The following is a 1,317-nucleotide window of genomic DNA, read 5'->3' as shown; positions in this document are numbered from 1 at the left end:
GTAAAGAATTTATACTTACGCAAATTTAACTTATTTAAAATTAAGTTATTTTTGCAAAATTACTTTACACACTGTTCTATAACTAATAAATAGCTTTCAGTTAATTATTATATAACAATGTTATCTAATAAAACTTTTAGCGTAAAAAAATTATAAATTTTGCAAAAATAATCTAATCTAAAAGTTTAAAAACTTGAGTATAGACTCCAAGAAACCTCTTCTTATAGGTTTAGGTTGAGCTAGATGAAAATTGTAAATTAAACCTAAAGAAGTAGCAAACTGATCTAAACAATTTAAGTATACTTTATATTTTTCTCTGCCATCATGATCTAGCATTAGATTACTAAAACTTTGACAAGTATTAAGTAAAATCTTTGCTTTTTGTGAAACTCTTAGAGTGACATGTGTAAATTTTAATTGGTCATCACTAGTTAAGTATATTAATTGTTTAGTTTTAACATTTGCTGATGGAAGGTAGACGTTATTATAATAACGCATCCCTGTGGTTAAGTTAATTGTGGATTCTTCAACTTTAGTATTTGAAGTTATTTTTGCATGTTGCTCTTTCTGACGTTCCATATATTCAAGCTCATCCATGAGACGCTCAGAAAAAACAAGAGAGGCTACTGCAGAAATATCAAAGAGATCTGCACCAAAGCCCATAAAATTGATTTGTACCTTATCTAGAAAGTCTGAGGTAAATCTTAAACCATTACGATCAAGTTCTTTAAATTTGTCATAACAAAGATGAAAAACTTCTTGTAATGGTAAGATAATCGCTTGTTCAGTTTCACTAAGATAAAAGTTTACATTAAATAAAGGAAATTTTAAGTCAACTTTAGATCTTGTAACTAAAAATCTATAACTACGTAAACCATGGTATATAGCTTCCAAAGATAAAGGGGTTTTTATTTTGGGATTACTATTGATACCATTAACGATTTCTTTAAAACCTTTCTCTACACTAAGAGAAGAAACTAAAGAATCACTTTTATTAGTTATAAAATTAATCCATGTTGAGTTATAACATAAATTAATGTCGATTAAGTAAGGTTTATTTATTTGATTTTCATCAACTAATAAAGTTGTCGTAGCTGTATCTGCTGTACATTTGAAAATATTCTCATCGCTCAAAACAACATCATCAGCAAAAAAATGCTCTTCGAGTATTTGCTTCAAAATATGAGTTTGAATGGTAACATGCTTTCTTAATTCAGAAACAATAATGTTGTAAGAGATTTTTTTTACTACTAATTTATTATCAACAACATCTAAATTAAGATTTTTAGCATTATCAACACTATAAATTATTAAATG

General features: G+C 26.8%; 1 protein-coding gene. It reads right to left on the bottom strand.

Annotated elements, in window-relative coordinates; translation table 11 throughout:
• Positions 1 to 177: 177 nt before the first annotated feature.
• Positions 178 to 1,317: hypothetical protein (locus CKF59_RS07950; RefSeq protein ID WP_222985691.1), on the bottom strand; the 1,140-nt coding region annotated here is incomplete at its 5' end.

This window comes from Psittacicella gerlachiana (genome assembly GCF_003585965.1).
Lineage (GTDB): Bacteria > Pseudomonadota > Gammaproteobacteria > Enterobacterales > Psittacicellaceae > Psittacicella > Psittacicella gerlachiana.
The sequence above is the reverse complement of the archived record's forward strand: the minus strand, read 5'-3'. Positions and strand labels throughout refer to the sequence as shown.